Annotated in this window: 25 protein-coding genes; 14 read left to right on the top strand and 11 right to left on the bottom strand. The window is 66.8% G+C overall.

What is annotated here, in order from left to right; translation table 11 throughout:
- Positions 1–134 precede the first annotated feature (134 nt).
- The 3 genes from WB508_RS07710 to WB508_RS07720 all read left to right on the top strand — a co-directional run bounded on the left by WB508_RS07710 (position 135) and on the right by WB508_RS07720 (position 4649).
- Positions 135–2540, top strand: coding sequence for a CotH kinase family protein (locus WB508_RS07710; protein ID WP_423844303.1), 2406 nt, complete (start codon positions 135–137; stop codon positions 2538–2540).
- A gap of 94 nt (positions 2541–2634) precedes the next feature.
- The gene (locus WB508_RS07715; RefSeq protein WP_423844304.1) at positions 2635–3360 is read left to right on the top strand and encodes a hypothetical protein; all 726 of its coding nucleotides are present in this window, start codon (positions 2635–2637) and stop codon (positions 3358–3360) included.
- A complete protein-coding gene (locus WB508_RS07720; RefSeq protein ID WP_423844305.1) occupies positions 3357–4649 on the top strand; it encodes a class I SAM-dependent methyltransferase in 1293 nt (430 codons plus the stop codon). Before WB508_RS07715 ends, WB508_RS07720 begins: the two co-directional genes overlap by 4 nt.
- Before the next feature lie 21 nt (positions 4650–4670).
- On the opposite strand, the gene WB508_RS07725 is transcribed toward WB508_RS07720, so the two are convergent.
- Complete coding sequence (locus WB508_RS07725) at positions 4671–5462, bottom strand: exodeoxyribonuclease III (protein ID WP_423844306.1); 792 nt, start codon at positions 5460–5462, stop codon at positions 4671–4673.
- A gap of 67 nt (positions 5463–5529) precedes the next feature.
- On the opposite strand from WB508_RS07725, the gene WB508_RS07730 reads away from it, so the two are divergent.
- From WB508_RS07730 to WB508_RS07775, 10 genes are all read left to right on the top strand, one after another.
- Entirely contained in the window at positions 5530–6174 is a 645-nt protein-coding gene (locus tag WB508_RS07730) for a hypothetical protein (protein ID WP_423844307.1), read from the top strand.
- A 117-nt stretch (positions 6175–6291) separates the two neighbouring features.
- On the top strand, positions 6292–7827 hold the full coding sequence (locus tag WB508_RS07735; RefSeq protein WP_423844308.1) for an amino acid permease: 1536 nt from the start codon (positions 6292–6294) through the stop codon (positions 7825–7827).
- An 11-nt stretch (positions 7828–7838) separates the two neighbouring features.
- Positions 7839–8615 (top strand): GntR family transcriptional regulator, encoded by a 777-nt coding sequence (locus WB508_RS07740; RefSeq protein WP_423844309.1) that lies wholly within the window; start codon positions 7839–7841, stop codon positions 8613–8615.
- The gene (locus tag WB508_RS07745) at positions 8612–9523 is read left to right on the top strand and encodes a phosphotransferase (RefSeq protein WP_423844310.1); all 912 of its coding nucleotides are present in this window, start codon (positions 8612–8614) and stop codon (positions 9521–9523) included. The genes WB508_RS07740 and WB508_RS07745 overlap by 4 nt, the downstream gene beginning before the upstream one ends.
- Positions 9520–11970: a GcvT family protein gene (locus WB508_RS07750; protein WP_423844311.1), complete on the top strand. Its 2451-nt coding sequence runs from the start codon at positions 9520–9522 to the stop codon at positions 11968–11970. Before WB508_RS07745 ends, WB508_RS07750 begins: the two co-directional genes overlap by 4 nt.
- A 28-nt stretch (positions 11971–11998) precedes the next feature.
- Positions 11999–13375, top strand: a complete 1377-nt coding sequence (locus WB508_RS07755) for a glutamine synthetase family protein (protein ID WP_423844312.1) — start codon at positions 11999–12001, stop codon at positions 13373–13375.
- A gap of 128 nt (positions 13376–13503) precedes the next feature.
- Positions 13504–14862, top strand: coding sequence for an aldehyde dehydrogenase family protein (locus WB508_RS07760; protein ID WP_423844313.1), 1359 nt, complete (start codon positions 13504–13506; stop codon positions 14860–14862).
- 32 nt (positions 14863–14894) lie between these two features.
- The gene (locus tag WB508_RS07765) at positions 14895–15662 is read left to right on the top strand and encodes a 3-oxoacyl-ACP reductase (RefSeq protein WP_423844314.1); all 768 of its coding nucleotides are present in this window, start codon (positions 14895–14897) and stop codon (positions 15660–15662) included.
- Between the two features lie 11 nt (positions 15663–15673).
- Positions 15674–16372 (top strand): gamma-glutamyl-gamma-aminobutyrate hydrolase family protein, encoded by a 699-nt coding sequence (locus WB508_RS07770; RefSeq protein WP_423844315.1) that lies wholly within the window; start codon positions 15674–15676, stop codon positions 16370–16372.
- A 98-nt stretch (positions 16373–16470) separates the two neighbouring features.
- Complete coding sequence (locus WB508_RS07775) at positions 16471–17313, top strand: exonuclease domain-containing protein (RefSeq protein WP_423844316.1); 843 nt, start codon at positions 16471–16473, stop codon at positions 17311–17313.
- On the opposite strand, the gene WB508_RS07780 is transcribed toward WB508_RS07775, so the two are convergent.
- From WB508_RS07780 to WB508_RS07795, 4 genes are read right to left on the bottom strand one after another with little or no spacing between them, the layout of a single operon-like run.
- Complete coding sequence (locus WB508_RS07780) at positions 17310–18149, bottom strand: alpha/beta fold hydrolase (protein WP_423844317.1); 840 nt, start codon at positions 18147–18149, stop codon at positions 17310–17312. The genes WB508_RS07775 and WB508_RS07780 overlap by 4 nt on opposite strands.
- A gap of 20 nt (positions 18150–18169) precedes the next feature.
- Positions 18170–18898, bottom strand: coding sequence for a lysophospholipid acyltransferase family protein (locus tag WB508_RS07785; RefSeq protein ID WP_423844318.1), 729 nt, complete (start codon positions 18896–18898; stop codon positions 18170–18172).
- 27 nt (positions 18899–18925) lie between these two features.
- Positions 18926–19645: a lysoplasmalogenase gene (locus tag WB508_RS07790; protein WP_423844319.1), complete on the bottom strand. Its 720-nt coding sequence runs from the start codon at positions 19643–19645 to the stop codon at positions 18926–18928.
- A 20-nt stretch (positions 19646–19665) separates the two neighbouring features.
- Positions 19666–20586 (bottom strand): pirin family protein, encoded by a 921-nt coding sequence (locus tag WB508_RS07795; protein WP_423844320.1) that lies wholly within the window; start codon positions 20584–20586, stop codon positions 19666–19668.
- Positions 20587–20642: 56 nt separating this feature from the next.
- Here WB508_RS07795 and WB508_RS07800 point away from each other — a divergent pair, with 56 nt between their 5' ends.
- On the top strand, positions 20643–21638 hold the full coding sequence (locus tag WB508_RS07800) for a DNA topoisomerase IB (RefSeq protein ID WP_423844321.1): 996 nt from the start codon (positions 20643–20645) through the stop codon (positions 21636–21638).
- Positions 21639–21641: 3 nt separating this feature from the next.
- On the opposite strand, the gene WB508_RS07805 is transcribed toward WB508_RS07800, so the two are convergent.
- The 6 genes from WB508_RS07805 to WB508_RS07830 form a co-directional block, all read right to left on the bottom strand.
- A complete protein-coding gene (locus tag WB508_RS07805; RefSeq protein WP_423844322.1) occupies positions 21642–22106 on the bottom strand; it encodes a CoxG family protein in 465 nt (154 codons plus the stop codon).
- Positions 22103–22735, bottom strand: a complete 633-nt coding sequence (locus tag WB508_RS07810; RefSeq protein WP_423844323.1) for an MBL fold metallo-hydrolase — start codon at positions 22733–22735, stop codon at positions 22103–22105. Before WB508_RS07810 ends, WB508_RS07805 begins: the two co-directional genes overlap by 4 nt.
- Entirely contained in the window at positions 22732–23817 is a 1086-nt protein-coding gene (locus WB508_RS07815) for an S-(hydroxymethyl)mycothiol dehydrogenase (RefSeq protein WP_423844324.1), read from the bottom strand. The genes WB508_RS07810 and WB508_RS07815 overlap by 4 nt, the downstream gene beginning before the upstream one ends.
- Positions 23818–23887: 70 nt before the next feature.
- Positions 23888–25048, bottom strand: coding sequence for a zinc-binding dehydrogenase (locus WB508_RS07820; protein WP_423844325.1), 1161 nt, complete (start codon positions 25046–25048; stop codon positions 23888–23890).
- 26 nt (positions 25049–25074) lie between these two features.
- Positions 25075–25905: a sensor histidine kinase gene (locus tag WB508_RS07825; protein WP_423844326.1), complete on the bottom strand. Its 831-nt coding sequence runs from the start codon at positions 25903–25905 to the stop codon at positions 25075–25077.
- Positions 25898–26264 (bottom strand): winged helix-turn-helix domain-containing protein (locus WB508_RS07830; RefSeq protein ID WP_423844327.1); only part of this gene is annotated, 367 nt, incomplete at its 5' end. The genes WB508_RS07825 and WB508_RS07830, both read right to left, overlap by 8 nt.

The following is a 26264-nucleotide window of genomic DNA, read 5'->3' on the forward strand; positions in this document are numbered from 1 at the left end:
CCCTCTGCCGCCAGTCCATTCGATTTGTTACCAAATTTTCACATTCCTCTGACACGGTGTCTGAGAAGAGCCTATGGTGACGCATCCATTGCGTCGGGGGGCGCGCCACTCATTTTCCGCTTGAGGCGATCACCATGCGACGTTCACTCCCATTCTCCGCCATCATCATTGGGCTCTTGTTGGCTCTGGTGTCCCCGACCAGCGCGTCGGCGGCCACCTACGCCGGGGGCAGCGACACGGGTGTCTTCTCCATCTCGCCCAGCGACTTCGTCGACGGCCAGAGCGTGACGCTCAGCGCCAACTTCCCCAGCGACCAAAAGGGCGCCAAGGTGACCTTCTTCAAGTCGGTGGGTGACCCCGACGGCGACACGTTCAGCGAGATCGGCGGCCCCCTCACGGCGAACACGAATGGCAACGCCTACCTCAAGAATTATGTGCTGCAGGGCAACCAGGTTCTGTTCGCTCGGACCAGCAACAACAAGAAGACCAACCGATTCACCATCGATTCGGCGGCGGCGCCGGGCACCTGCCCGGTAGCTGGCGCCCTCACCTCGTCCCCGACGATCGTGACGCCCGGTTCCACGGTGGCGGTCCTTGCCAACTTCGCCACTGACCAGAAGGGCAAAGACATCACCTTGTACCAGGTGGTCGATGGCGTGGATCCCGACGCAGTAGTGGGCGCCCCCCAGGTGGCAGACCAGTACGGCAATACCACCTTCAGCGTCAAAGTGGATGCGGAGATGGTGGTACGCGCAGCGACCTCGCCAGATCCGGCCAAGTGCACGAAGCCCCTCACGATCACGCCTCGTGAAATTGATCCGGCCAACTTCCCCAACGAGCAGGGCTCGCTCGCTGTCAACCCGGCCGACGTGCGGCTCGGTGAGCAGGGCCGGCTGACTGCCAACTTCGCGTCCTCCCTGGCGGGCAAGACGGTCACCTTCTTCCACAAGGTGCCTGGATCGCCCGGCTCGCCGGACACCTGGGAGAGCATCGGTTCGGCGAAGGCCAACTCCTCTGGCGATGCCACGGTGATCGACTTCCTCTTCAAGGGGCCCGAATCGGTCTTCGGCCTGACCGACGACGGTGTCCGTACACCGGTCGAGGAGATCACCCCGACACGCATCAATGACATCACCACTGGTCCTGCGGGGGACCTGGGCAAGAACGTGCTCTTCGTCATGACCGACAAGCGGAAGATCCCCACCACCAAGGGCGTGGAGGATCCCGGGACAGCGGCGTGGTCGACCGACGGAGGCAACTCCTTGGTCGGGGGCTCGGACCTGAGCAAGTCGGTGTTCGATCTGGAGACCCTCGCGGTCCGAGGCAACACGACGGCCAATCTGTCCAAGAAGCCGTACAAGTTGAAGTTCATGTCGAAGCAGAAGCCTTTCGGCCTGAAGAGCGACAAGACCTGGGTGCTGTTGGCCAACTACAACGATCGCTCACTGGTTCGGTCGTTCGCCGGGTTCGACCTGGGCTCGAAGCTCAACGGGCTGGCGTGGACGTCGAAGGGTGTCTTCACCGAGCTCTTCGTCGATGGCAAGTATCAAGGCAGCTATCAGCTGATCCAGTCGATCAAGATCGACAAGGACCGCGTCAACATCAGCAAGACGACGGGCCAGATCATCGAGTTCGATCCGTGGTGGAGGGAAGACGGCGTTCCGGGCATGGAAGGCAAGGGCGTCTACGCCCGCCTGGACTACTCCTGGAAGGACCCCGATGAGTTCAAGCCGTCGGGCGACCCCGATGTGATGGAGGGCCTGACTCCCGCGAAGGTCAAGGCCATGAAGGACAAGATCCGGAAGTTCGAGAGCGTGCTCTACGGCCCGAACGTCACCACGGGCTCGGCCACGAAGCGAAACTGGAGCACGTACAAGTACACCGAGGGCGGCTCGAACGACTGGACGACGTACCTCGACCTCAACTCTGCGGTCGATCACTACCTGATGAAGGAGTTCACGAAGGACACCGACTCCGACATGTATCGGAGCAACTACTTCTACACCAATGACGTGAATACGTGGGCAGATAGCTCGGACGGAAAGTCCAACAAGTTCTTCATGGGCCCGGTGTGGGACTTCGATCGCAGCGCGGGTGCCAGGGATTCCTCGACCATGCCCGAGCTCGACAATCCCAAGGGATGGTGGATCCGTGGGGAGGGGCAGGCGTATCACAACACTGCCAAGATTCACTGGTTCACGCAGTTGATCAAGGACAAGCGCTTCCTGGCCGCGCTGAAGACACGGTGGGCGGAAACCAAGGGTATCTACGCAGCGATGTCCGGTGGCAGCGCGGCCGGCAACGGCAGCGACACGGTCAGCATGGGACTGAAGGCCATTGGTCGCGACGACGCGGCAGTGGGCATGCGGGTGGTGGCCAATGACAAGGCGAGGTGGCCCAACAAGTCCGATCGCTTGTCTCCACGACGCTCCGTGTACAGCAACTTCCCGGATGCTGACACCAAGGCAAGCAGCGAACTCGGCTGGCTTCGCGATTGGTACAACGAGCGGTACAAGTGGATGGACAGCCAGCTCGACTAGGAGGCTCCGGTCTCGATCAACTCATCACCACCAACCAGCGGTGGCCGCTCAGCGGCCGCCGCTGGTTGAACTTTTACGCGGGTAGTGTTGCCGTATGGTCGCGCCAACCGGGATCTACCTGACCCTCGCTCACTTCACCGACGAGGAGCAGGTGACCAGCGACTACACCGGCCAGCAGATCTACTTTCGATCGATCGCCGAGCGGGAAACCGATGCGCTGACGATGCACGACTACCTGTGGCGCTGGGACACCGATTGGTTCTGGTGCTCGGGTGCCTTCGGCGCTCAGAACCGCTGGCTACGACGCATCTGGCCGCGACGCTGGCGCCGCAGCGATGTCTTCCACCGCCTCGTCAGCTACGACGAGAAGATCGGCCTCAGCCGGCTGCTCGACCGCATCAAGAAGGTGCCGGGCCGCGAGCGGGTCATCCAAGATGTCGAGGTGCCGGTGCACACGCTCCCGGAGTTCCTGCAGTGGTTCGACGACGAGGTCGGGATGCGTCCGGTGTGGCTGTGCCCGCTCCGCACCACTCGGTCGTGGCCGGTCTATCCGCTCACACCGGGCGACACCTACGTGAACGTGGGCTTCTGGGGCACGGTCGAGGTGCCAGCCGGCTCGCCCGACGGCATGGTCAATCGCCGGATCGAGCAGAAGGTACACCAGCTCGGCGGCCACAAGTCGCTGTATTCAGAAGCCTTCTACGACCAAGAAACCTTCGAGGCGATGTACGGCGGCCAGCAGCTCGACGCCGTCCGTCGGCGGTATGACCCCGAGGGCAGACTCAGCACTCTGTACGAGAAGGCAGTGAGGAACTCATGACGATCCACGATGTCGACACCAAGCTGAACATCTCAGAGGCGCTGGAGCGCCTGATGAAGGACGGTCTGCCGTTCCGTTTCGAGGCGTTCGACGGGAGCTCGGCTGGGCCCGAGGACGCCACCTTGACCCTGCGCCTCATCAATGAACGCGGTCTGGCCTACTTGATGACCGCGCCGGGCGATCTGGGTTTCGCCCGCGCCTACGTGTCCGGTGACCTCGAGGTGGACGGGATCCACCCGGGAAACCCGTACGACATCATGGTGCTGATCATGAGCCAGCTGCGGTTCAAGGTCCCGTCGGCCGCCGAGATGCTGCAGATCGTGCGTAGTCTGGGCTTCGGCAATCTCAAGCCGCCGACGCCCCCGGACGAGGAGCACCTCCCCAAGTGGCGCCGCGCCTTCGAGGGGATGCGCCACACCAAGAAGCGCGACGCTGAAGCGATTCAGCACCACTACGACGTCTCGAATCGCTTCTACGAGCTGGTGCTCGGCGAGTCGATGACCTACACCTGCGCTGTCTACCCGACCGCCGACTCGACACTGGAGGAGGCGCAGTTCGCCAAGTACGACCTGATCTGCCGCAAGCTCGACCTGCAGCCCGGCCAGCGTCTGCTCGACATCGGCTGCGGCTGGGGCGGCATGGTGCGGCACGCCGCGCAGCACTACGGCGTCAACGTCATCGGCGTCACGCTCTCGCGCGAGCAAGCAGCGTGGGCCCAGGACGCGATCGAGCGACAGGGGCTCGATCACCTCGCTGAGGTGCGATTCGGCGACTACCGCGACGTCGTCGAGTCCGAGTTCGACGCCGTCAGCTCGATCGGCCTCACCGAGCACATCGGGGTGCGCAACTACCCGGCGTACTTCCAGTTCATGCACGACGTGATCAAGCCGGGCGGCCGGGTTCTCAATCACTGCATCACCCGTCCCAACAACAAGACCAAGCCGATCGGCGCCTTCATCGATCGCTACGTGTTCCCCGATGGCGAGCTGACCGGTGTCGGTCGCATCACGGTCGCGGCCCAGGAGTCGGGGCTCGAAGTCCGGCACGTCGAGAACCTGCGCGAGCACTACGCGCTCACTCTCAAAGGGTGGTGCGAAAATCTGGTCGCGCACTGGGACGACTGCCTCGACGAGGTCAGCGAAGGACGCGCCAAGGTGTGGGGCCTGTACATGGCTGGCTCCAGGCTCGCCTTCGAGCGTAACGAGATCGAGCTGCATCACGTGCTCGCGGTGAGACCCGATGCGCACGGCGGAGCCAACTGGCCGTTGCGGCCGACCTGGCTCTCGTGATGAGACCCTGCGTTGTGGCGCTCAGCTGATCTCGAGCACGACGGGCACATGGTCGCTGGCGCCCTTGCCCTTGCGCTCCTCGCGGTCGATCCAGGCATGATCGACGCGTTGGGCCAGAGCCGGTGACGTGAGGGCGAAGTCGATGCGCATGCCCTCCTTCTTCGGGAAGCGCAGGCGCTGGTAGTCCCAGTAGGTGTAGACGCCCGGCCCCGGCGCGTGCGGGCGAACGACGTCGGCGTACCCCTCGTCGACGATGGCGGCGAAGGCGGCGCGCTCCGGCTCGGACACGTGGGTGTGTTGGTCGAACACCCCGATGTCCCACACGTCCTCATCGTGGGGTGCCACATTCCAGTCGCCCATGAGCGAGATCTGGGCGTCCGGGTCGTCGGCCAGCCACTGGTGGGCCGACGCTCGCAGGCGCTCGAGCCACGCCAGCTTGTAGGCGTAGTGCGGGTCGCCCAGCTCTCGCCCGTTGGGCACGTAGAGGCTCCAGATCCGCACGCCGCCACACGTGGCGCCGATCGCCCGAGGCTCCACCATCGCCGGGTCTCCGAAGGTGGGCTGATCAGGGGCGAAGGACGTGGCGACGTCCTCGAGGCCGACCCGGGACAGCACGGCGACGCCATTCCACTGGTTGACCCCGAAGTGGGCCACCTCGTAGCCCATGGCACTGAGCTCAAGGGTCGGGAACTGGTCCTCGCGGCATTTGGTTTCCTGGATCGCCAGCACGTCGACGTCGTGGCGACTGACCCAGTCGGTGACCCGATCGATGCGGCTGCGGATGGAGTTGACGTTCCAGGTCGCGATGCGCACCCGACGAACCTAGCCGATGCCGAGCCGACGCCAGCTGATCGTGCTTGTCTGGTGCCATGATGTGGGCATGGCCCACGACGACGAACACGTCTCCCGCGACGGCGGCTCGGCGGCGGACAACCCGCCGCACGAGGACGACGCGATCGACCGCAGGATCTCTGACCAACCGAGCGTCACACCGGCCCGCTGGGTCCGTCGGGCGGTGCTGCTGCTGGTTTTGGTGATCGCGACCTACATCGGGTGGCGGATCTCGGCTGCCTTCTTCCCCCGGTGGTGGGCGCAGCGCATCGCCGACCAGGTGCAGGGACGTTTCATCGCCGGAACCCTCTGGGGCCTGTTCTATGGATCCGTCTTCACCTTCGTGCCATTGCTGCTGCTGTTCCAGATTCGCCGTCGGTTTTTCTCCTGGACCTGGCGCGGCTTGGTCGCGGTGGTCGCCGTGGTGCTGGCCGCACCCAACTGGCTGACCTTGGCCGTGGTGGCGGGTACCAGCAACGCTGCACACGCCGGCGAGCGGATCATGGACGTCGACGCCCCCAGCTTCCGCGCGGCTACCCTGATCGGCGTGGTCGCAGGTGCGCTGTTGGCCATCGTCATCACCGCCACCAGCATGCGGATGAGACATCGCACGCAACAGGTCGAGCAGCTCAAGCACGAGCGCGACCAGCTGAGGGCGCGCCAGAGCCCCGAGGACGACAAGAACCGCGAATAGTTCAGCGGTTCTGGCTGACCATTCTTCGCCCTGCGCGAATTCAAATACGCAAAGGTCTAGATGGATCGGGTCCTGCGGGGCTAGCATCAGCCAACTTCTCTGAAATGGGCGTCACCGATGACCGATCAACTCAATGACGACGAAAAGCTCCTGGCCAAGCTGGGCTACAAGCAGGAGCTGAACCGCAACTGGTCCGGTTTCTCCAACTTCGCGATCTCGTTCTCGATCATCTCGATCTTGGCGGGTTGCTTCACGACCTTCGGCCAGGCGTGGAACAACGGCGGCCCGGTCGCGATGTCGTGGGGCTGGCCGATCATCGCGCTGTTCATCCTGCTGATCGGCTTCACGATGTCCGAGCTGGTCTCCGCCTACCCGACGTCGGGCGGCATCTATTGGTGGGCCGCCAAGATGGGAGGCCCGGCGGCGGGATTCTTCACCGGCTGGCTCAACCTCATCGGTCTGCTGGCGGTGACGGCCTCGGTCGCGTACGGCTGTGCGACCTTCTTCGACCTCACGCTCAGCACGATCAGCGCGGGGTGGGCCGACGGGTACTCCCTGGGGCGGGTCTACCTGATCTTCATCATCATCCTGGCACTGGCGGCGACGCTCAACATCTTCAGCGGACACCTGCTGGCGATCCTCAACAACATCTCGGTGTGGTGGCACGTGGCCGGTGCAGCCTCGGTGATCCTGATCCTCGTGTTCATCCCCGACACGCATCAGAGCTTCGACTTCGTCTTCACCGAGCGCATCAACAACTCCGGGTTCGCCGACGGCAAGTACTGGTTCCTGGTGCTGCCGCTGGGCTTCCTGCTGACGCAGTACACGATCACCGGCTTTGACGCGTCAGCCCACCTCTCGGAGGAGACCAACGGCGCGGCGAAGGGGGCCGCCCAAGGACTGTGGCGCTCCATCGCCTACTCCGCGATCGGCGGATGGCTCCTGCTGCTGGCGTTCCTGTTCGCGGTGCAGGACCCGGCCGGTGTCTCCGAGGGCGGCGGCGCCGTTGATGTGATCTTCGGCCAGGCGTTGCCCCAGGGGTGGCACTTCATGGTGCTGCTGATCTCCACAGCAGGACAGTTCTTCTGCACCATCGCCTGCCTCACCAGCGCCTCCCGCATGACGTTCGCGTTCAGCCGTGACGGGGCGATTCCGGGGTCGAGCAAGCTGTCGAAGGTCAATCCGAAGTCGAAGGTCCCGGCCAACGCCGTGGTCTTCGTCGCAGTGATCGGGGCGATCATCACGCTGCCGGCGCTCAAGGGCATCGGCGGGATCCCGATCGCGTTCTACGCCATCACGTCGGTGGCGGTGATCGGGTTGTACCTGGCCTTCCTCATCCCCATCTATCTGCGCTGGAAGATGGGCGACTCCTTCGAGGAGGGCGAATGGACCAACGGCAAGAAGTACAAGTGGATGAACATCATCGCGATCGCAGAGATCTCGATCATCTCGGTCTACTTCATCCTGCCGTTCACGCCTGCCGGCAACCCGCTCGACGACACCTTCACCTGGGAGAGCGTGAACTACGCACCGATCCTCACCGGCGGAACCCTGATCCTGCTGGCGATCTGGTGGCACTCGTCGGCCAAGAAGTGGTTCACCGGGCCCAAGCACACGATCGACTCCGCGGTCATCGAGGCGTTCGACGACTGACGGGCGACCGGATGCGAGTACTCGAGGTGGGCGGCGCGGCACTGGGCGACATGCCCGATCTCGCGTCGCTCACCGGCGAGCCGGCTCATGCACGAATCGAGGGCTGGTTGCTGTCACGAATGCGACGCGGTGCCGTGCGGCTGGGCGACAAGCTGCCAGCCGAGGGCGACCTTGCTTCTGCACTGGGCATCAGTCGCATGACGCTGCGCCAGGCGCTCGCGGCGCTCGAGTCGCGAGGGCGGCTCAAGCGCGTGAGGGGACGCGCCGGCGGCAGCTTCGTCACGCTGCCCAAGCTCGATGTCGACCTGACCGGCCTGTCCGGGTTCACCGCGCAGATGCGACATGCGCAGATGCGTGCCGGCGCACGGGTCGTACGTGCCGGACTGGTGGAACCCACCGCCGAGGTGGCTCGTGGGCTGGAGCTTCACCGCGGCGACGGGGCGATCGAGGTCGTGCGGGTCCGCTCGGCCGATCGCGAACCACTCGCGCTGGAGAAGTCGTACCTGCCGGCGGCTCGATTTCCGGGCCTGCTGGACCGTCGACTGTCGGGGTCGCTCTACGCGATGATGCGCGAGCACTACGGTCTCGCTCCGCACCATGCGCAGGAGTGGCTGGAGCCGGAGATCGTCGCCGACGATCATGCGTCGCTGCTGGGCGTCGATGCCGGCGTGGCCGTCATGCTGGTGACCCGGCAAGCCATGACCGACACCGGCCTTCCGGTGGAGTACGCGCGCGATCGCTACCGCGCCGACCGTGCCCGCATCACCCTACGGACGGGGCTCTCATGACCATCGACGACATCGGCGATGTCCTCGACCGCATCCCTGCGCTGGCAGGTCGTAACCGAGTCGTCGAACCCCTTCCGGGCGGACTGACCAATGAGAACTTCAAGATCACCACGGAGGACGGGGTGTTCGTCGCGCGCTGCAACCGCAGCGACAGCACCCTGCTCGGCATCGACAGGGACGCTGAGTTCCACAACACCAGGGTCGCAGAGGCGGTCGGGGTGGGGGCACCGTTCGTCGACTACCGGCCAGACCTCGGCGTGCTCGTCATCAAGTTCCTCGAGGGGCGTACCTATCAGGACGACGACCTGCGAACCGCCGGCACCCTGACGCGGCTCATCGCCACCTTGCAGTCACTGCACGGCGGGCCTCGGTTCGTGGGTGACTTCGACATGTTCAGCCGCCAGGCGAACTACCTGCGGACCTGCCGCGAACGCGGCGTCACGATTCCCGACGACTACGAGCGATGGGGCCATGATTTCGCCCGCATCGGGCGTGCACTGGCGGTGATACCTGAGGAGACCGTGCCGTGCCACAACGATCTGCTGGCCGCCAACGTGGTCGACGACGGGGACCGGCTGTGGCTGATCGATTATGAGTACTCCGGCAACGGGGACCCATACTTCGACCTCGGCAACACCTGGACCGAGTGCGGCCTCGACGACGATCATCTGGCCGAGATGGTGCGGGCGTACGCGGGTCGTGATGATCCTCAGCTGTCCGCCCGCGCGCGTCTCAACGCCACGGTGTCGCGCTACGGGTGGGCGCTGTGGGGCTACATCCAGGACGCTTCCCTCGACGACCCGTTCGACTTTCGCGGATGGGGCACCGAGCGGTTCGAGCTGGCAGCAGCCGACTTCAGCCGCACAGATTTCTCCACGCTGCTCGACCAGTGCGCGGGGCGGTCATGAATCTGCCCCAGCGTTCCCGCGTCGTCATCGTCGGCGGCGGGATCATCGGCACCAGCGTGGCGTATCACCTGACCCGGAACGGGGAGACCGACGTGCTCCTGCTGGAACAGGGTGAGCTGTCCTGTGGCACCACCTGGCACGCAGCGGGGCTGGTCGGCCAGCTTCGGGCGACGCAGGCCGGAACGACGTTGGTGCAGTACAGCGCCGATCTGTACGAGCGGCTGGAAGCCGAGGTGGGCCTCGCCACCGGGTTCAAGCGGGTCGGTGGAGTCACGGTCGCGCGCACCGAGGAGCGCATGGAACAGCTGCGTCGCACCGTCGCCACGGCCGCCGCGTACGACCTGGAGTGCGAGCTGCTGACCCCGCAGCAGGCTGGCGATCGCTATCCGCTGCTCGCCATCGACGACCTGGTGGGTGGCATCTGGTTGCCCGGCGACGGCACCGCGAATCCGACCGACGTGACGCAGGCGCTGGCGCGAGGTGCCCGCAGTGGCGGCGCGGCGCTCGTCGAGCACGTCCGTGTGAGGAGCATCCTGACCCGTGACGGACGCGTCACCGGCGTCCGCACGGACGCCGGAGACGTCGAGGCCGAGATCGTGGTCAACTGCGCGGGCCAGTGGGCCCACGCCTTGGCCGCTGCGGTCGGAGTGGCGGTCCCGCTGCACTCCGCTGAGCACTTCTACGTCGTCACCGACCAGATCGAGGGAGTGCGACCCGACCTGCCGATCTTGCGTGACCCCGATGGCTACACCTACTTCAAGGAGGAAGTCGGTGGGCTCGTCGTGGGGGGCTTCGAGCCCGAAGCCAAGCCGTGGTTGTCGCCCGACCAGCTGCCCTACCCCTTCGAGTTCCAGCTGCTCGCCGAGGACTGGGATCACTTCCAGGTGCTGATGGACAACGCGCTCGAGCGAATTCCGGCCCTGCACGAGACCGGTATCCGCAAGTTCTACAACGGCCCGGAGAGCTTCACGCCGGACAACCAGTTCATCCTCGGCGAGGCGCCGTCGCTGCGTGGATTCTTCGTCGGTGCAGGGTTCAATTCGGTCGGTATCGCGTCTGCTGGCGGCGCCGGCCGCGCGCTCGCAGAGTGGATCGTCGAGGGTGAGCCGACCGTGGACCTGCTGGCGGTGGACATCCGCCGGTTCGCTGCCTTCCAGAACGACGTCGGGTATCTGCACGATCGCGTCTCGGAGGTGCTCGGCCTGCACTACGCCGTGCCATGGCCCAACCGGGAGTTCGAGTCGGCGCGTCCGCTGCGCATGTCGCCGCTGCACGACCGGCTGGCTGCGGCGAACGCCTCATTCGGCAGCAAGCTGGGGTGGGAGCGCGCCAACGTGTTCGCCCCGGCTGGCACTGACGCGGCGATCGAGTACACGTGGGACAAGCCCGGCTGGCTCTCGTGGTCCGCCGCTGAACAACGGGCCTGCCGAGAAGCCGTTGCTGTCTTCGACCAGACCTCGTTCTCCAAGTACGTCGTGCGTGGGGCAGACGCAGAAGCCGCCCTGCAGTGGATCTGCAGCAACGACGTGGCGGTGCCGCCGGGGCGCACGGTGTACACGGCGCTGCTCAACACCCGCGGCTGCTATGAATCCGACCTCACCGTGACTCGGGTGGGCGCCGAGGAGTACCTCCTGGTGGCGAGCTCGGCGACCACGGTGCGCGACCTCGACTGGCTGAGACGCCACGTGCCGGCCGGACTGCGGGTAGACATCGAGGACGTGACTGATGCACTCGCCGTGCTCGGCGTGATGGGGCCGCGCTCGCGTGAGCTGCTGGCCGGACTCTCGACGGAGGATCTGGGCCATGACTCGTTCTCATTTGGCGCCAGCCGCGAGATCGATTGTGCCGGCGTGAGGATGCGGGCGACCCGCATCACCTACGTCGGCGAGCTCGGCTGGGAGCTGTACGTGCCCGTTGCAGACGCCCTGTTCACCTACGATGCGATCTCCGCCGCCGGGCACGACCTGGGACTGGTCGACGCAGGGTACTACTCGATCGAGGCCATGCGCCTCGAGAAGGGGTACCGAGCCTTTGGCCGCGAGCTCACTCCGGACGTCAACCCGGTCGAGGCCGGGCTGTCCTTTGCGTGCAAGCTCGCCACTCCGGTGGATTTCGTGGGTCGGTCCGCGGTCGAGAGAGCCAAGGCAGTGGGGCCGGCTCGACGACTCGCATCGTTCGCGCTCGACGACCCCGACGTCATGGTCTGGGGTGGTGAGCTGCTGATCCGGGATGGTGAACCGGTCGGCCAGGTCACGTCGGCGACGTGGGCAGCCGCGGTGGGCGCTGGCGTCGGTCTGGCCTGGGTGCATGCGCCGCCCGGAGCCGTGGCGGACGCCGCATTCGTCCGGGCCGGCCGCTACGAGATCGACGTGGGTGGCCGTCGCACGCCGGTCCGCATGAGCCTGAAGCCGCTCTATGATCCGAGCGGGGAGAAGATCGCGTCGTGATCGTCACGACGCGGAGGGAAGGACGCCCATGACCGAACCGCATCCCCGACTGCTGAGTCTGGACGACCTGACCCGCCGCATCGAGGCGCCCGCTGATGATCCGCAGCTGATCGACACGGTCATCGTGGCCTTCACCGACATGCAGGGCCGGTTGCAGGGCAAACGACTGCACGGGCGTTACTTCCTCGATGTCGTGCTCGAGCACGGCACGGAGGGATGCAACTACCTGCTGAGCGTTGACGTCGACATGAACACGGTTGACGGCTACGAGATGAGCTCGTGGGAGACCGGGTACGGCGACATGGAGTTCGCGATGGACCTCGGCACCATCCGGGTGCTCGAGCATCTGCCGGCCACGGCGATGATCCAGTGCGACCTGGTCTGGCTCGACCATGCGCCGGTGGTGCAGTCCCCGCGCACCATCCTCGCCACCCAGGTCAAGCGGGCCGCCGACGCCGGGTTCACGGCCTGGGCCGGCACGGAGCTGGAGTTCATCGTGTTCGACACGACCTACGAGCAGGCATGGTCATCGGGGTACCGAGATCTGCGGCCGTCGAACCAGTACAACATCGACTACTCGATCATGGGCGGCACTCGCGTCGAGCCGCTGCTGCGCGACATCCGCAACACGATGTACGCCGCGGGCATGAATGTCGAGGCGGCCAAGGGGGAGTGCAACCTCGGCCAGCACGAGATCGGCTTCCTGTACGACGAGGTGATGGTGACGGCCGACAATCACTCGGTGTACAAGACCGCCGCCAAGGAGATCGCGGCCCAGCACGGCAAGTCGCTGACCTTCATGGCCAAGTTCGACGAGCGCGAGGGCAGCTCGTGTCACATCCACCTGTCGCTGCGGGACACCGACGGGGAGATCGCCTTTTGGGACGAGGGTGGACGCACACCGGTGTACGACCAGTTCATTGCTGGCATCCTGGCCACGATGCGCGACTTCACCCTGCTCTACGCGCCGAACATCAACTCCTACAAGCGCTTCGCGGACGGATCGTTTGCGCCGACCACGGTCGCGTGGGGTCTGGACAACCGCACCTGCGCGGTGCGTCTGGTCGGCCATGGTCGGAGTGCTCGTCTCGAGAACCGCGTCCCCGGTGGCGACGTGAATCCGTATCTTGCGCTATCTGCGATGCTCGCTGGCGGGCTGCACGGCATCGAGCATGGACTCGAGCTGGAACCAGAACAGGCCGGCAACGCGTACACGTCTGACAAGCCGAAGGTGCCGGGCACCCTGCGCGAGGCGCGGGAGGCGTGGGCGAACTCGGTGGTGGCACGTACGGTGTTCGGCGAGGACGTCGTCCGGCACTACACCAACATGGCCGACGTCGAGCTCAAGGCCTTCGACGCCGCCGTGACGGACTGGGAGCTGCGGAGATGTTTCGAACGGCTCTGACGGGCTCCGCCCATCACCGCGACGTCGTCGCCGCCACGATTCGCGCGGGCGCCCAGCCTTCGCTTCGCTCGGCCCATGGCGGGTGGGCCGGGTGTCCACCCCAGAACCTGACGTGAATGGAGGAGCAAGTGAGCACCTATACCGTGGTCAATCCGGCCACTGAGCAGAACGTGGTCGAGGTTGAGATGGCCGACCTGGCCGCCGCCGACGCCGCGATCGAACGCGCCGCCGAGGCCTTTCCAGCCTGGCGCGACACAACTCCAGGGGACAAGGCTCGCGTCCTGCGTCGATTCGCTGCCGTGGTCGAGGAACATCTCGAGGAGCTGGCAGCCCTGGAGGTAGCCAACGCCGGCCACACGTGGGGCAATGCCATCTGGGAAGCCGGCAACGTCCGCGACGTCTTGAACTACTATTCGGCCGCGCCAGAACGGCTCACGGGCCACCAGATCCCGGTGGCAGGCGGCATCAACGTCACGTTTCACGAACCGCTAGGCGTCGTCGGCATCATCGTGCCGTGGAACTTCCCGATGCCGATCGCTGGTTGGGGGTTCGCGCCGGCCCTCGCGGCGGGCAACACCGTCGTGCTCAAGCCGGCTGAGCTGACTCCGCTGACGGCGATCCGGTTGGGTGAGCTGGCACTGGAGGCCGGCATCCCCGAGGGCGTGTTCACGGTCATTCCCGGCAAGGGCTCGGTGGTCGGTGAACGCTTCGTCACCCACCCGGCCGTCCGCAAGGTCTGCTTCACGGGATCGACCGACGTCGGCAAGAAGATCATGGCTGGCTGCGCCGATCAGGTGAAGCGGGTGACGCTCGAGCTCGGCGGCAAGAGCGCCAACATCGTGTTCGCCGACGCCGACCTCGCGCAAGCCGCTGCCAGTGCTCCGTACGCAGTGTTCGACAACGCCGGACAGGATTGTTGTGCCCGGTCGCGCATCTTGGTCGAGCGCAGCGCCTACGACCAGTTCGTGTCGCTGCTGGAACCCGCCGTGCGCGGGGTCAAGGTGCTCGATCCTGCTGATCGCAGCGCGGAGATGGGTCCGCTGATCTCGGCCGGACAGCGCGACACGGTGCAAGGATTCGTGGACGACGTCGAGATCGCCTTCGCCGGGTCGGCCCCCAGTGGGCCCGGTTTCTGGTTCCCTCCCACGGTCGTTCTCGCCGACGATCCGCAGGCGCGCATCTGGCGCGAGGAGATCTTCGGGCCTGTGGTCGCGGTCATGCCATTCGATGACGAGGCGCATGCGGTGGAGCTGGCCAATGACACTGAGTTCGGCTTGTCCGGCTCGATCTTCACCCGCGACGTCGGGCGCGCCCTCCGAGTCGCGCGCGGGGTCGAAACCGGCGCCTTGAGCGTCAACTCGCACTCCGCCGTCCGCTACTGGACCCCGTTCGGCGGTTTCAAGCAGTCCGGCATTGGCCGCGAGCTCGGACCGGACGCACCGCACGCGTTCACCGACGTCAAGAACGTCTTCATCTCCCACGTCTAGCTTTCACCCACCCACAGAGGAGCAGCACAGTCATGGCAGGTCGCATTGAGGGCAAGGTCGCCGTCGTCACCGGAGGATGTTCCGGCATCGGGCTGGCCACGGTCCGTCGCTTCGCGGAGGAGGGCGCCCACGTGGTGATCGGCGATCTCGACGACGCCAAGGGCCCCGACATCGCCAAGGAGGTGGGCGGTACCTACGTGCACGTCGACGTCACGGACAAGGAACAGGTCGACGCGCTGTTCAAGGCCGCCCAGGACACCTATGGCTCGGTGGACATCGCGTTCAACAACGCGGGCATCAGCCCGCCCGAGGACGACTCGATTCTTGACACCGAGCTCGAGGCCTGGAAGCGCGTGCAGGACGTGAACCTGACCAGCGTGTACCTGTGCTGCAAGGCGGCGCTGCCCTACATGCTCGAGCAGGGCCGCGGGTCGATCATCAACACGGCCTCGTTCGTCGCGGTCATGGGAGCGGCCACGTCGCAGATCTCGTACTCGGCGTCCAAGGGCGGCGTCCTGAGCATGTCGCGCGAGCTGGGCGTGCAGTTTGCGCGCGAGGGCGTGCGGGTCAACGCGCTGTGCCCAGGTCCGGTGAACACGCCCCTGCTCAGGGATCTGTTCGCCAGCGATCCCGAGCGCGCCGAGCGTCGTCTCGTGCACGTGCCGGTGGGCCGGTTCGCGGAGCCCGAGGAGATGGCCAACGCCGTCCTGTTCCTCGCCTCCGACGAGTCCAGCTTCATCACCGCCTCGACCTTCCTGGTCGACGGCGGCATCTCCGGCGCCTACGTGACACCCCTGTAGGGAGGCCGACAGTGACCCCGCTGATCGGTGTGTCCACCTACCGCGAGCAGGCGCGGTGGGGTGTCTGGGACGAGCCGGCCGACGTGCTGCACGCGGCGTACGCACGCTCGATCGAGGCGGCCGGTGGGGTCGCGGTCCTGCTCCCGCCAGGCGGTCCGGACACCGCGCCGTCGGTGGTGGCGAGGCTCGACGCTCTGGTGATCGCCGGCGGCGCCGACGTCGATCCGGGCCGCTACGCCGCCCCGCCGCACGATCGCACGTCAGGCTGGCGCGAGGATCGCGACGGCTGGGAGCTGGCTCTGCTCGATGCGGCGTGGGACCGGGGCCTTCCCGCGCTCGGCATCTGTCGGGGCATGCAGGTCATGGCGGTGCATGCTGGCGGGACGCTGGAGCAGCACGTTCCCGACATCGTCGGTCACGAACAACACTCGCCCGGTGGGCCGCAGTTCGGTGAGGTGGAGGTCGACGTGACACCGGGGTCACGTCTCTCCGCGGCGATCGGCGACCGTGGCGAGGTCGCCTGCCACCACCACCAGTCCGTGCGGGAGCATCCCGGTTTCGTCGCGACGGCCCACTCCGGCGACGGGATGTTGGAGGCCATGGAACGTCCTGATCTTCCGTTCTGGCTGGCGGTGCAGTGGCACCCGGAGACCCGTGCGGACGCGGGTCTGTTCCGGGCGCTGGTCGAGGCGGCCCGTTCCCCGGGCTGAGTCGGCGCAGTAACGCGTCACTTCCGTGTGTCGTCGGGCGCAATGTCGGTGGCGCCACCTAGCGTGGTCCTCACGACCAGCGACGGAGTGAGCAGCGCGTGAGAACCAACCAGCTAGATGCGTCTTGTGACACCTGCTACACGCACCTGATCTCCGGCAGCGGACGCCTGGTCGGCCATCCGGGCTCGTGGCGCGCGTTGTGCCTCACGTGTGAGCCGCAGCCACCGTCGCGCGGCACCCACCGAGGCTGGTTCGACCAACCGTTGGCGTCACTCGACTTCGAGACCACGGGCGTCGACCCGCACCACGATCGGGTGCTCAGCTTCGCCCTGCTCGACACCGAGGGCGAACGCTCAGGCCTGGTCGACGCCGGAGTGCCCATCCCGGCGGCTTCGGCGCGGGTGCACGGCATCAGCCAGGCCGCACTGGTCGGCGCGCCGCCGGCTCGCATCGCCATCGCCATGATCGCCGACTGGGTGCAGTCGTTGATCGACCGCGGCATCGGGCTCGTGGTGTTCAACGCGGCCTACGACCTCACCATGCTGCGCGCCGAGGCAGCGCGGCACGACGTCCGGCAGCCCGCGTGGGACCGGCTGATGGTCATCGACCCGTACGTCATCGACTGGGGACTGGAACGCGGCGGACTCGGTTCGCGCCGTCTGACCGACGTCGCCGCCTACTACGGCGTCATGCTCGACAACGCCCACGACGCCACGGCCGACGCGCGCGCTGCGCGTGAGGTCGCCGTCCAGATGGGTGCCCGGCACAGCGAAGCTGGTGCCTGCTCGTTGGTCGAGCTGATGCTGCGCCAGCACCTGTGGCACGCCGAGCGCGCTGCGGACTGGAACGCCTACGCCATCACGGTTGGCCGCGATCTGGACGACCCCACCGGGTGGCCGCTGGTCTCCACCCCTCGCGTCCAGCGCTCCGCCACCGCCTAGCGACCGGCGCGGTCCAAGATCGCGTCGGCGAGGGCATCGGGTGCCTCGTCAGGGATCCAGTGGGTCACCCCGGCCAGCTCGACAAATCGGTACTCCGCCTCGACGAAGTCGGCGGTCAGCTCAGCGCCAACCCGCCCGAGCGCTCGGTCACCATCGCTCCACACGAACGTGGTGGGCACCGTGACGGCTGGCAGCTCGCTCATCCACGAGCCCATGGCCCGGTAGTAGTTCAGCGCTGCAGTGAGGGCGCCCGATTCAGAAAGGATGCGGACGTACTCGGCCACGGCGTCGTCGGGCACCCGGCCCTCGTAGAAGTCGACCAGACGGCGCGCGCCGTCCTCGAGCAAGACGTCTTCGGGGCGGCCCTCCTGGCGGAACAGCTGCATGTAGCGAGACATCTCGCGCTGTTCTTCGGACTTCGCGAGCGACTGACCGAACGCCGCGAGGTGCGGCACGGAGACGGCCGTCAGGCTGCGCAGGCGATCGGCGCGGCGGGCCGCCACGACCCAGGCCACCGAGGCGCCCCAGTCGTGTCCGACCAGGTGGAAGGTGTTGAGACCGAGCGCGTCCGCCAGCTCCACGACGTCATCGGCGAGCACGTCGGTGGCGTAGTGCTCGGTGCCGACCGGCCGGGCTCGGGGTGAGTACCCACGCTGGTCCGGAGCGATCACCCGGTATCCCGCGTCGACCAGCCTGGGCACGACTCCCGCCCAGCTCAAGGACGTCTGCGGGAAGCCGTGCAGCAGGACCACCGGCGGTCCGTCCGCCGGTCCGTCGACGCGCAGGTCGAGGGTGCCGATCGTGATGTCGGCCGTGGCCGCGTGTCCCCAGGTCATGTGAATCCTTTCATCGGTGTTCACTCGAAGGAGTCGCCGAGGCGGGCGACCGCCTCACGGTCCAGCTGCGCAGCGGTCTCGACATCAGGCGCTGTACCGCCATGGTCGTACGGCAACCACCAGCGATCCTCGTCGTCGCGCGGGCGGTCCGGGTACGTCGTGATGGCCTCCTCCAGCAAAGCCGCCATGGCGACGTGCAGCCGTGCTGACAGCTCGTCGATGCTCTCGTCTTCGCCAGCGTGCAGGGGCTCGCCGACGACGATCGTGATGGGGATCCGGCGCCGTATCGATCGTCGACCGTCGACGGTGAAGACGCGGTGCCCGCCCCACACCACCACCGGGATGAGGGGGACGCGTCGGCTCACGGCGACACCGGCGGCGCCCCGCTTGAAAGGTTTGAGCAGCCAGGACCGGCTGATCGTGGCCTCCGGAAAGATCCCGACCAGCTCGCCCTCGTCGACCAGGCGCAGCGCCTGGCGGTAGGCGCGGGCGCCTGACTTCCGGTCGACCGGAATGTGACGCATGGCCCGCATCAGCCTGCCCGCGACCGGCGCCTCGAACAACGAGGTCTTGGACATGAAGCGGATCAGGCGGCCGCGCTCGCGAGCCGCATAACCAATGAAGGTGAAGTCGAGGAAGCCGATGTGGTTGCCAGCCACGACCCCGGGGCCCTCGCGGGGGAGGTGTTCGGCACCGCGCACCTCGAACCGATAGCCCATCAGGCTGAACAGCAGGCCGAACGTCGCCACGACTAATCGGTAGGTGCGGTTCACAGATCAGCGCGGCGTGTCAGAGCGCTCGGGAAGCCGCGGCCAACAGTCGGTACGAACCGTGGGGTCGAAATCTGGGCCAGCAGCGAGGGTGCGCTTCTCCTTGGTGAGGATGCCCACCGTGAGCTGCGCGATGGCTCCGATGTACAGCGTCATGATGGCCAGCCCGGTCAAAATTGCCTCGGGATCGAATCGGCCCGCCTCGGCCAGCGCGATGATTCCGTCGGACAGCAGGAACAGGGCGCCGCCCACTCCGGCGCGGACGTCGACAGCCAGCGCGGTGGAGGCAGTGCCGATGAGCAACGCGGCGTAGAACGGGATGACTGGGCGCAGCCCGGGCTCCAGTCCTCCCCAGGACCACGCCACCACGATGAGGCCCGCCAGGACGTAGACGAGGACGATCCACGGCCGTTCTCGTAGCTTGGCGACGGCGCCGCGCTGGACGAAGAGCCAGATGAAGCACACGTGGGCCCCGGCGAAAGCGGCCATGCCCACGACGAACAGGTTCTCGAACTCCATGAAGAGATCGCCGAGGAAGCACAGACCAAGCGCGATCGCGAGCAGGCGTGGGCCGCGCTGCTCCAGCACCCAGCCCAGCAGCAGGGGTGCCAGCAGTGACTTGGTGATCGAGTCCCACGGCCCGGCGTCGGTCGCGTTCAGCACCAGGTGCACGACGGCGACGACGGCGAATCCAGCCAGCCACGGGCTCCTGATGGCAGAGGTCATGGCCACACGGTACTAGCGGATCACCGCGGTGGGTTGCTGCGCGCAGTGAGCCGAACGTGCGGCATCGGCGGCGCGGGGATGCGGTCGGCGTCGCCGACATATCCGTCGACGTGCCCGAACCTGTCGCCGGACGCCTCCCACTGCTCGCGGAACTCGACGATCTCCTCGTGGGTGCGGCCCACGAAGTTCCACCACATGATGATCTGCTCGGTGAACGGCGGTCCGCCCAGCAGGATCGTGCGCGCCGGCTGGTCGGTCGGGTTCTCGATCGTCACGGTGGCGGCTCCTGGCGACAGATAAGCCATCTCGCCCCGAGCCATGCTGGTCCCCTCGATCTTGACCCGCTCGGTGTCGAGCAGCACCCCGTGCTCGAAGTCGGGATCGACGTCCAAGGAGATCGACGTGCCGGCTTCCACGATGATCTCCGCGCCCAGCAGGGGAGAGAAGGTCCGGACCGGCGAGGTCGAACCCGCCAGCGTGCCGAGGAACACCCGGACGGTGGCGCCGTCCAGGGCGACAGGTTCGGTCACGTGGTGCTGGAAGTCGCGTGGCGTGTGGCGATGCTCGTCGGGAAGCGCCACCCACAGCTGCACGCCGTGCAGCGTCGATGTGGCTTCGGTGGAGACCTCGGAGTGGCAGATTCCGGAGCCGCCGGTCATCAGATTCATCTCGCCGGGCCGTACCGTGGCGGTGTTGCCAGCGCTGTCGCGGTGCTCCAGCTCTCCGGCGAACAGCCAGCTGACGGTCTGCAGTCCGGTGTGTGGGTGGGGCGGCAGATCCATGCCGCCGGAGCCGGTGACGTCGTCGGGACCGTAGTGATCGGCAAAGCACCACGCGCCGACGAAGGAGCGATGGCGCTGGGGGAGCGTGCGCCGGACCGTCATGGCACGCAGTCCTCCGAGCGGGACTTCGCGAGTGGGCAGCACCTCGACGTCGGCCATGCTTCATCGTAGATCGGCGACCTGCGGGCAGGGCAACAGCGGACTACCTTCATGCCATGGTGCGGTTGCGGCGGGTCAACTCCGCAATGCCGGGATGGCGACGGCTACGACGAGGACGCGGGTTCAGCTATCTGGACGACACCGGCGAGCCATTGGCCGAGCTCGACGTCGTGCGGGTCAAGGATCTGGTCATCCCTCCGGCTTGGTCGGACGTCTGGATCTGCCCGCTGCCGAACGGGCACCTGCAGGCGGTCGGGACCGACGTGGCTGGCCGACGGCAGTATCTGTATCACCCGGATTGGCGGGTCAAGCGCGATCTGGAGAAGTACGAGCACATGGAGCAGTTCGCGCGGGCGCTGATCCGCCACCGCACGACGGTGCGCCGCGACCTCGGTGGCGACTCGCTCGATCGCACCCGGGTCTGCGCCGCGGTGTTCGGCTTGCTCGACCTCGGGATGTTCCGCGTGGGATCTGATCGCTACGCCGACGAGAACGGCAGCCACGGACTCACGACCCTCGAGCGCTCGCACGTCACCGCGGTGCCGCGCGGGATCGACTTCGACTACCCGGCCAAGTCCGGCCAGATCGTTCAGGTGACGGTGCGAGACCAGCGGGTGGTCGAGGTGCTGGCCGCGCTGAAGCGCCGCCGTTCCGGTGGCGACCGCCTGATCGCGTTCAAGGAGGGCGGGCGCTGGCGAGGCCTCGGTGCCGAGGATGTGAACGAGTACGTGAAGGATTCGCTGGGGGGAGACTTCACGGCGAAGAACTTCCGCACCTGGCGTGCCAACGTGGTGGCTGCGCGCTCGTTGGCCGTCGCCGAGGCCGTCACCCCCACGGCGCGCAAGCGCGTGATCGCCGCGACCATGCGCGAGGTCTCCGAGCACCTGGGCAACACGCCCGCCATCGCGCGGTCGTCCTACGTGGATCCACGGGTCGTCGATCTGTTCGGGGACGGCATCGTAGTCGGGGGAACCCACCGGCGGGTGGCGCCGGGCGCACCCGTGAGCCGCACGCTGGAACGTGCGGTGCTTCGCCTGCTGAAGCGCGGCTGACCGCTAGAGACCGAGCTCCTTTTCGAGCCGCTTGGCGAAGCCGTTGCCCATGCTGGCGATCACGGTTTTCATCGTGGTGCTGACCGCTGGCGAGGAGAACTTGGGCAGCGGCAGGTCGACGGAGACCTCGAGACTGATCGCCAGATGTGTGCCGTCGTCGGTGTCGGTGAGCGTGTAGCGACCCTCGGCCCCGGCCTTCTCGTCGGCACCCTGCGGCGGCGCATGGTTGAAGTCGATCTGGCGACCCTCGTCGTAGGTCATCTTCTCGGTGAAGGACGGCGAGATCTCGATGCCGAGCACGTCGATTCCGCCGAGGTGCCAGACCCAGGTGTCGTCGGTGGCGTCGATGCTCTCCAGGAAGGGAGTCAGCCGCACGATGGCGTCAGGATCGGTAAGGATCTCCCAGATCGCCGAGCGTTCGGCGGCCAGCACCGCTTCGGACTCGCGGGACGACGTGAACCAGGTCATGAGCTCTTCTCCTTGTTCATCCACTCGCCGAGCGAGGGCTTCTCGGCGCCGATTCGGGTGTCTTCGCCATGGCCGGTGTGCACCGTGGTGTCCTCGGGCAGCGTGAACAGCTGCGTGCTGATCGACTCGATGATGGTGTCGTAGTCCGAGTAGGACCGCCCGGTGGCGCCCGGGCCACCGTTGAACAACGTGTCGCCGCTGAACACCACGCCGAGATCCTCGGAGTACAAGCAGGTGCTGCCCGGGGAGTGACCCGGCGTGGCGATCGCCCGCAGCGAGCTGCCGGCTACCGCGAACATTTCGCCGTTGAGCAGCTCATGATCGGGCGCTCGGTCGTGCACGTCGTCCCAGAGCATCCGGTCCGCTGCCGGGAAGTAGATCGGCGCATCGGTGCTGGCCGCGAGCTCGACGGCGGCGTTGATGTGGTCATTGTGACCGTGCGTCAGGACGATCGCGATCACGGTGCGCTCGCCAATGGCCGCAGCGATGGCGGCGGCATCGTGCGGGGCGTCGATCACGATGACCTCGGAGTCATCGCCGACGATCCAGACGTTGTTGTCGACGTCCCACTCGCCGCCGTCAAGGCAGAAGGTGCCGGACGTGACGACCTTCTCGATGCGCGCGCTCACAGCTGCACCACCGATCGCAGGACTCTGCCTTCGTGCATGGCGTCGAAGGCGGCCTCCACGTCGTCGATGCCGATGGTCTCGGTGACGAAGGCGTCCAGATCCAGCCGGCCTTGCTGGTACAGATCGACCAGCATCGGGAAGTCGCGGCTGGGCAGGCAGTCGCCGTACCAGCTGGACTTCAGCGATCCGCCGCGCCCGAACACGTCGATGAGCGGGATCTCCAGCTGCATCTCGGGGGTGGGGACGCCGACCAGCACGACGGTGCCAGCCAGGTCGCGGCCGTAGAAGGCCTGCTTCCAGGTCTCGGGGCGGCCGACGGCATCGATGACGACATCAGCGCCGTTGCCGTCGGTCAGGGACTGGATGGCTTCGACGACATCGCCGTCACCTGCGTCGATCGTGTGGGTGGCGCCCATCGTCGTGGCCGTCTTCAGCTTGTTCGGGTCGATGTCGATGGCGATGATCGTGGCCGCGTTGGCCAGACGAGCACCGGCGATCGCTGCCGCACCGACGCCGCCGCAGCCGATGACGGCGACTGAGTCTCCGCGCTGCACGTTGCCGGTGTTGATGGCGGCGCCGAGGCCCGCCATGACGCCACAGCCGAGCAGCCCGACCGCGGCAGGGGACGCGGACGGATCGACCTTGGTGCACTGCCCGGCAGCGACCAAGGTCTTGTCGGCGAACGCGCCGATGCCGAGGGCCGGCGACAGCTCGGTGCCGTCCTCGAGTGTCATCTTCTGCGAGGCGTTGTGGGTGTTGAAGCAGTACCAGGGACGGCCGCGCAGACAGGCGCGGCAGGTGCCGCAGACGGCGCGCCAGTTCAGCACCACGAAATCGCCTGGTGCCACGTCAGTGACGCCCTCGCCGACCGACTCCACGATGCCGGCGGCCTCGTGGCCGAGCAGGAACGGGAACTCGTCGTTGATTCCGCCCTCGCGGTAGTGCAGATCGGTGTGGCAGACGCCGCACGCCTGGATCGCCACGACCGCTTCACCGGGTCCTGCATCGGGAATGACGATGTTTTCGACGGTGACGGGTGCGCCCTTGCTGCGGGCGATCACTCCTCGGACGGTCTGCGGCATGACTGGCTCCTCCTCCACGAACGGCTCGTGTCGAGACAACCACAGTTGTGCTGACCCGCACGTCGAGCGGTCAGGCCCGGGTGGCCCTGCTGGTCGGGTCGATCAGAATCTTGGCGTGCTGCTCGGGATCGGCCAGCTGGTCAAAGGCTGTCGCCACGCCCTCGAGGCCCACCGTCCCGGTGAGCAACGGAGAAGGGTCGACCTTTCCGCTGGCGATCATCATCAAGGTGCGGTGGAACTCTGCCGGGTCATAGGCGAACACGAATCGCAGCTCCAGCTCCTTGTTCAGCGCCATGACGGGTCGGAACGTGTCCGGCTCCATACACACGCCGACCACGACGACTCGGGACAACAACGGCGCGTGGCTGACGATGTCCTCGATGATGCCGGGCATGCCCACGCACTCGAAGACGACGGGACCGCGCGGCGCTGCTCCGAGCTTTTGGGCAGCTTCCATCACGCGTCGCCACGGCAGCAGCGGCACGGCGCGCAGCTGCTTCATGGTGTCGAGCCCGAACTGGCCGAGGTCGGTGGGGCCCTGCAGGTACGTGCTGTCGGCGAAGGAGGCCCACGGAGACTCGACCGCCGGATTGACCACGACGTCGGCGCCGCAGCGGGCGGCGAGCGCGCGACGGCCGGCAGAGAAATCACTGGCGATCACGGTGCGGACGCCTTGCGCCTTCAGCATGAGGATGACGGCCAGCCCGATGGGGCCGCACCCGATGACGACGGCTGTGTCCTTGGCCTTGACCTCGCCTCGGTTCACCGCGTGCAGTGCGACCGCCAGCGGCTCGGTCATCGCCGCGTGATCGTCCGAGACGCCGTCGGGCACCTCGAAGGTGACCGACTCGTTCACCACGACCTGCTCGGCGTAGCCGCCGGTCGCGTGCCGGGTCAAACCGGTGAGGTGAATGCCCTCGGGCGTGCCGAGGATCGGGAGCGCGACCACCGAAGTCCCGACCGGCCACTTCTTGCGCGTCTTGGGACCGTAAGCGGCCACTCGACCGGTGAACTCGTGGCCCATCACCACGGTGTGGTTGGAGCGCATGAAGTGGTCGTAGCCGACTTCGGCGACGGCGTCGGCTGTCTCGTCGGCGTGCTGCCGGGCGTGCAGGTCTGACCCGCAGATACCGCACCGGGTGACGTCCACCAGCACCTGACCGGGACCTGGCACGGGGGCCGGGATCTCCTCGACGTTCAGCTGTCCTTCGTGCACGGTCACGGCTCGCATGGGCTGACCGTAGCGCAGGACTGCTGTCAGAGGACGACCGCTGCCACGGAGTCAGGCAGGGTCAGCGAGATGCACGTGGTGGGCGAGTCCTCGACGGCGAGATAGCCCCCCAGAGCCTCGGCGACACTCGCAGCCTCCTCGAGGGTCAGCGAGTCGCCCACGTTCTTGCCGGTGGCCGGTCCGTGGATGACACCGGGCGAGAAGCGAGGGCTGCTCTCGTCGCAGACCCGGATTTTGATGGTCTGCCGGACCCGCGCCACGTCGATCGAGACGATGCCAGTTCCGTGCTCCCCGAACTGGGCGAGCTGGCCAGCGATGACGCGGCGGACCGAACCGGCATCGGTGCGTACCGGCGCGGGCGCTGCACCGGTGAAGTGGACCTGCCGCGCGGGCTCGACCGTCCCGCGCCACCGGGACACGACGCTCTCGGTCAAGGTGGTGAGATCGACCGGGTCCCCCCCGGCGCGCTGGTCGTCGCGGTGCTGCTCGAGCAGCTGGGTCACCGCAGCGGACAGTCGGTCGAGCTCGGTGATCGCGCGGTTCAGCTCGTCGGATACCTCGGGTGGGGTTGTCTGCCACAGCGTCAGGTCCTCCAGCGAGAGGCGCAGCGCCGTGATGGGGGTTCGGAGCTCGTGGGACGCGGCGACGGTGAAGGCGCGATCTCGTCGGATCAGCACCTCGTATGCGGCCGAGATCTGTGCAGCGATGATGAAACCGGTGACGGCAGCACCGGTGAGAACGACGACGATGGCGACGCCGATCAGCAGCGGCGAGCCCGTCGTGACCACGACGATCCGCACGATCAGCATGGACATGAAGGCGACGAGCACGATCGTCGCGGCGACCCGCCTACCCACGGGAAGGGTCGATCTCGAGGCGGAAGCCGACACCGCGCACAGTGACGATCTGGGACCGCGTCCCGCTGTCCTCAAGCTTCTGGCGCAGTCGCCCGAGGGTGGCGTCAAGCGTCTTGGTGGAGCCGAACCAGTTCTCGTCCCACACCTCGTCCATGACACGTTCGCGCGTCAGGACGGCGCCCGGCTCGGAGGCCAGCAGTGCGATGACGTCGAACTCCTTGGCGGTCAGGGCGATCTCGGTCGATCCGACCCAGGCGCGCCGGGCATGCGCGTCGATGCGCACGATGTCCTCGCTCGCTTCCTCGGCCAAGGGTGTCGAGTCCGTCGCCGGCAGACCTGCGGCGGCGCTGCGGCGGAGC

Source organism: Aeromicrobium sp. (genome assembly GCF_049586495.1).
Lineage (GTDB): Bacteria > Actinomycetota > Actinomycetes > Propionibacteriales > Nocardioidaceae > Aeromicrobium.